Raw genomic sequence first — 5000 nt, 5'->3', positions numbered from 1 at the left:
AAGTCGCCTTCGCCACTGGTGTTCCTCCATATCTCTACGCATTTCACCGCTACACATGGAATTCCACTTTCCTCTTCTGCACTCAAGTCTCCCAGTTTCCAATGACCCTCCACGGTTGAGCCGTGGGCTTTCACATCAGACTTAAGAAACCACCTGCGCGCGCTTTACGCCCAATAATTCCGGATAACGCTTGCCACCTACGTATTACCGCGGCTGCTGGCACGTAGTTAGCCGTGGCTTTCTGGTTAGGTACCGTCAAGGTGCCAGCTTATTCAACTAGCACTTGTTCTTCCCTAACAACAGAGTTTTACGACCCGAAAGCCTTCATCACTCACGCGGCGTTGCTCCGTCAGACTTTCGTCCATTGCGGAAGATTCCCTACTGCTGCCTCCCGTAGGAGTCTGGGCCGTGTCTCAGTCCCAGTGTGGCCGATCACCCTCTCAGGTCGGCTACGCATCGTTGCCTTGGTGAGCCGTTACCTCACCAACTAGCTAATGCGACGCGGGTCCATCCATAAGTGACAGCCGAAGCCGCCTTTCAATTTCGAACCATGCAGTTCAAAATGTTATCCGGTATTAGCCCCGGTTTCCCGGAGTTATCCCAGTCTTATGGGCAGGTTACCCACGTGTTACTCACCCGTCCGCCGCTAACTTCTTGAGAGCAAGCTCTCAATCCATTCGCTCGACTTGCATGTATTAGGCACGCCGCCAGCGTTCATCCTGAGCCAGGATCAAACTCTCCAATAAAGTTAGTTTGTCTAGCATCTAAAAATAAAAATTGACGTTTCACGTTGTTTGTTTCGTTCAGTTTTCAAAGAACTACTTGGTCGCTCATTTGCGACTCCCTTATGTTAACATCTTCATGTTTCAATGTCAACTAAGTTTTTTTATTTCGTTTGTCGTTTTCTGCATTATTGCATCGGCGACTTGTTTTATATTACACCTCAATATAATAATAGTCAATATTAATCTTTCGTTTTTTTTTAAAGATGAAAGATACTCTCATACCCCTTCTTTATTTCTCATACATATTAATAAGATAACTGAAAGGAGTGTAGAGATTGTTCGATTCTTCTTTATTACGCATCATAAGCACCCATTCAAGAATTCCAAACTATCATAGAAATTTCCCCATCATTCTATTCTGGAGTCAAAAAAGCGGTTGCACCTCTCTTGCTAATTGGTTCTTTTACCAGATTGATTTATTACAAACAGCTCTAAGCTATAGTCCTTTCATTCATAATTATGAATATCATATATACAAAAATACACCTGCCTATAGTGTACGACTAGGTATAGCGTTACGAGAAAAACAAAAAGAAACTTTTAAACTTGTTCGCAACCCTTATAGGAGGGCAGTCAGTTCTTTCGTATCCTTAATTGCACCTCCTTATGTGGAAAATCCCGAATGGAAACCCATCCGAAAGTTTTTATATCAAGATGAAAACTCTCCTAAAGGGATCTCATTTAAACAATTTCTATACTACTTATTTATTAAAGGTGCTCAAGCAGATGACATTAACCCACATTTCACACAACAATATATAACTGGTGAAGAAGAATATGTGACCAATTATATATACTTAGAAAACTTCAATCAGGAAATGAAAGAATTAGAAAAGCGTTTCGAATTAAAAGTTGCACCAATAAATGAGTTCTCAACATCTTGGCATCATCAAACTCCCACCATGATTTATAAAGGGGATTTTAGTGAAGCCGATATTACGAATCCTTTATTCCCTCGCCATCCTACTTTCGAAAGTTTTTACGATACTGAGTGTATGCAGCTCGTTCAAACAATATTTCAAAATGATTTCGATACATATAGATATAGCAAAGAATATCCATACTAATTTCAGTCTATTTTCTTTGCTAAATATAAAAAGATACCTCATATATATAAGGTATCTTTTTAACATTTTTAATTATATAAAACATACTGTTTAACAGTCCCGACTCTACACCTTATTACCTTTTAATAGATTACGTATTTTTTGCTTATCCGCCCATCCTACTCCAATTAAAACTAGACTTGCCCCCATTATTACCCTCCATGTCAGAGATTCATTTAATAGGATAATTGAAGTAACAATGCTTATTAACGGTAATGCATTTAAATATAATCCACTTACTGATGCAGAAACTCTCTCTAGCGCTTTATTCCAGAACCAATATGCTAAAATTGTTGCTCCAATAACAAGGTACATTACACTAAATCCCGTTTTCCAAGTTTCAATCTTTGGGAAACCGTAATAAAGAATTTCTACCAAGGCAAACGGCAATAGAATAACAGCTCCGATAATTAAAGTTAATGTGGTAAATACCTCATTTGATAAATACTGTTCTTGTTTTGGTCGTTTTAACAAAACTGTGTAGAAAGCAAATAGAAAAGTGCTCAATAATATAAGTACATCTCCTATTAAAGATACTTCTTGATCAACACCTTTAGATGGAATCGTAATAAAGAGTACTCCTATAGCCCCCAATATAATTCCTATCCAATAATTCAACCGAATTTTCTCTTTCAAAAAGAATGCTGAAAATAGAATTGTAACTAATGGTAATGCAGCATCTATGATACTAACATGTAATCCACTTGTTAAAGAAATGCCGTAGGATGTAAACATAAAATATCCAGCTACACCGGTAAAAGCTAACAAACTCATTCTTTTCCATGGAACTTTTTTATGTACAACTGATTTTTGTAGTTGTTTAAATGAGAATAGCATACAAATTCCACCCGCAAAGAAAAGACGAATAAACAACAAAGTAAACGGTTGAATAGATTCTAACGCCCATTTCGTTGGCGCAATGGCTGTCCCCCATAATATAACAGCCACTAATAACATGCATATTTCTTTCATAATCCCCCACACCCATCAAAAATATATGTTAACTACCTTAATTATAGATTCAGCCTTATGTAAAACCCTAAAAAAACAAAGAGGTTATGTAAGAGTAAAAATTTTTTTGTTCATTTTACAACTAAATTCATGCAAAAGGTAATTCTTACCTTTAATTTACATTTAAATATATTACTTTATAACCTTCTTATCACTTTATATCGTTTCTATTTTATCTTTTTTCTTCTTTAGGACTATTAAAATTATAGATTATAACAGCTGATAAATAAAAATAAACATAAAAAAACCTAAGTCGAATCGACTTAGGTTTTTGCTTGGCGACGTCCTACTCTCACAGGGACAAGGTCCCAACTACCATCGGCGCTAGAGAGCTTAACTTCCGTGTTCGGTATGGGAACGGGTGTGACCTCTCTGCCATCATCACCAAACTATGAAGGCATATTCCTTCAAAACTAGATAACATTTGCTTCATATTATATGGTTAAGTCCTCGATCTATTAGTATTCGTCAGCTCCACATGTCACCATGCTTCCACCTCGAACCTATCAACCTGATCATCTTTCAGGGATCTTACTAGCTTACGCTATGGGAAATCTCATCTTGAGGGGGGCTTCATGCTTAGATGCTTTCAGCACTTATCCCTTCCGCACATAGCTACCCAGCTATGCCCTTGGCAGAACAACTGGTACACCAGCGGTGCGTCCATCCCGGTCCTCTCGTACTAAGGACAGCTCCTCTCAAATTTCCTACGCCCACGACGGATAGGGACCGAACTGTCTCACGACGTTCTGAACCCAGCTCGCGTACCGCTTTAATGGGCGAACAGCCCAACCCTTGGGACCGACTACAGCCCCAGGATGCGATGAGCCGACATCGAGGTGCCAAACCTCCCCGTCGATGTGGACTCTTGGGGGAGATAAGCCTGTTATCCCCGGGGTAGCTTTTATCCGTTGAGCGATGGCCCTTCCATGCGGAACCACCGGATCACTAAGCCCGACTTTCGTCCCTGCTCGACTTGTAGGTCTCGCAGTCAAGCTCCCTTATGCCTTTGCACTCTACGAATGATTTCCAACCATTCTGAGGGAACCTTTGGGCGCCTCCGTTACACTTTAGGAGGCGACCGCCCCAGTCAAACTGCCCACCTGACACTGTCTCCCGGGTCGATAAGACCCGTAGGTTAGAATTTCAATACAGTCAGGGCGGTATCCCACCAGCGCCTCCACCGAAGCTAGCGCTCCGGTTTCAATGGCTCCCGCCTATCCTGTACAAACTGTACCAAAATTCAATATCAGGCTACAGTAAAGCTCCACGGGGTCTTTCCGTCCTGTCGCGGGTAACCTGCATCTTCACAGGTACTATAATTTCACCGAGTCTCTGGTTGAGACAGTGCCCAAATCGTTACACCTTTCGTGCGGGTCGGAACTTACCCGACAAGGAATTTCGCTACCTTAGGACCGTTATAGTTACGGCCGCCGTTTACTGGGGCTTCAGTTCAGAGCTTCGCTTACGCTAACCCCTCTCCTTAACCTTCCAGCACCGGGCAGGTGTCAGCCCCTATACTTCGCCTTACGGCTTCGCAGAGACCTGTGTTTTTGCTAAACAGTCGCTTGGGCCTATTCACTGCGGCTTTCCGTTAAGAAAGCACCCCTTCTCCCGAAGTTACGGGGTCATTTTGCCGAGTTCCTTAACCAGAGTTCTCTCGCACACCTTAGGATTCTCTCCTCGCCTACCTGTGTCGGTTTGCGGTACAGGCACCTTTTATCTCGCTAGAAGCTTTTCTTGGCAGCGGGGAATCAAAGACTTCGCTCCATAAGGAGCTTCCCCATCACAGCTCAGCCTTCACGATAAGCGGATTTGCCTACTTATCAGCCTAACTGCTTGGACGTGCACAACCAATCGCACGCTTCTTCTATCCTTCTGCGTCCCTCCATTGCTCAAACGATAAAGAGGTGGTACAGGAATATCAACCTGTTGTCCATCGCCTACGCCTGTCGGCCTCGGCTTAGGTCCTGACTAACCCTGAGCGGACGAGCCTTCCTCAGGAAACCTTAGGCATTCGGTGGACGGGATTCTCACCCGTCTTTCGCTACTCATACCGGCATTCTCACTTCTAAGCGCTCCACCAGTCCTTCCGGTC

The 5000-nt window shown here is 42.4% G+C and carries 2 protein-coding genes and 3 rRNA genes (2 of these 5 only partly in view); 1 reads left to right on the top strand and 4 read right to left on the bottom strand.

Annotated features, from left to right (window positions below; genetic code table 11):
* Window positions 1-746: ribosomal RNA gene (locus tag MHH42_RS01620) — 16S ribosomal RNA — on the bottom strand; it reaches 806 nt to the left of the window's first position.
* A 314-nt stretch (window positions 747-1060) separates the two neighbouring features.
* Between MHH42_RS01620 and MHH42_RS01615 the strand changes: the two genes are divergently transcribed.
* The gene (locus MHH42_RS01615; RefSeq protein ID WP_000460464.1) at window positions 1061-1852 is read left to right on the top strand and encodes a sulfotransferase family 2 domain-containing protein; all 792 of its coding nucleotides are present in this window, start codon (window positions 1061-1063) and stop codon (window positions 1850-1852) included.
* A 105-nt stretch (window positions 1853-1957) separates the two neighbouring features.
* Here the strand turns inward: MHH42_RS01615 and MHH42_RS01610 are convergent, their stop codons facing one another.
* The 3 genes from MHH42_RS01610 to MHH42_RS01600 form a co-directional block, all read right to left on the bottom strand.
* On the bottom strand, window positions 1958-2863 hold the full coding sequence (locus tag MHH42_RS01610; protein WP_000658279.1) for a DMT family transporter: 906 nt from the start codon (window positions 2861-2863) through the stop codon (window positions 1958-1960).
* Window positions 2864-3175: 312 nt separating this feature from the next.
* Window positions 3176-3291 (bottom strand): 5S ribosomal RNA (rrf, locus tag MHH42_RS01605).
* A gap of 49 nt (window positions 3292-3340) precedes the next feature.
* Window positions 3341-5000: ribosomal RNA gene (locus MHH42_RS01600) — 23S ribosomal RNA — on the bottom strand; it runs 1262 nt beyond the window's last position.

The sequence above is a fragment of the Bacillus sp. FSL L8-0099 genome (assembly GCF_038006385.1).
Classification (GTDB): Bacteria; Bacillota; Bacilli; order Bacillales; family Bacillaceae_G; genus Bacillus_A; species Bacillus_A toyonensis.
The sequence above is the reverse complement of the archived record's forward strand: the minus strand, read 5'-3'. Positions and strand labels throughout refer to the sequence as shown.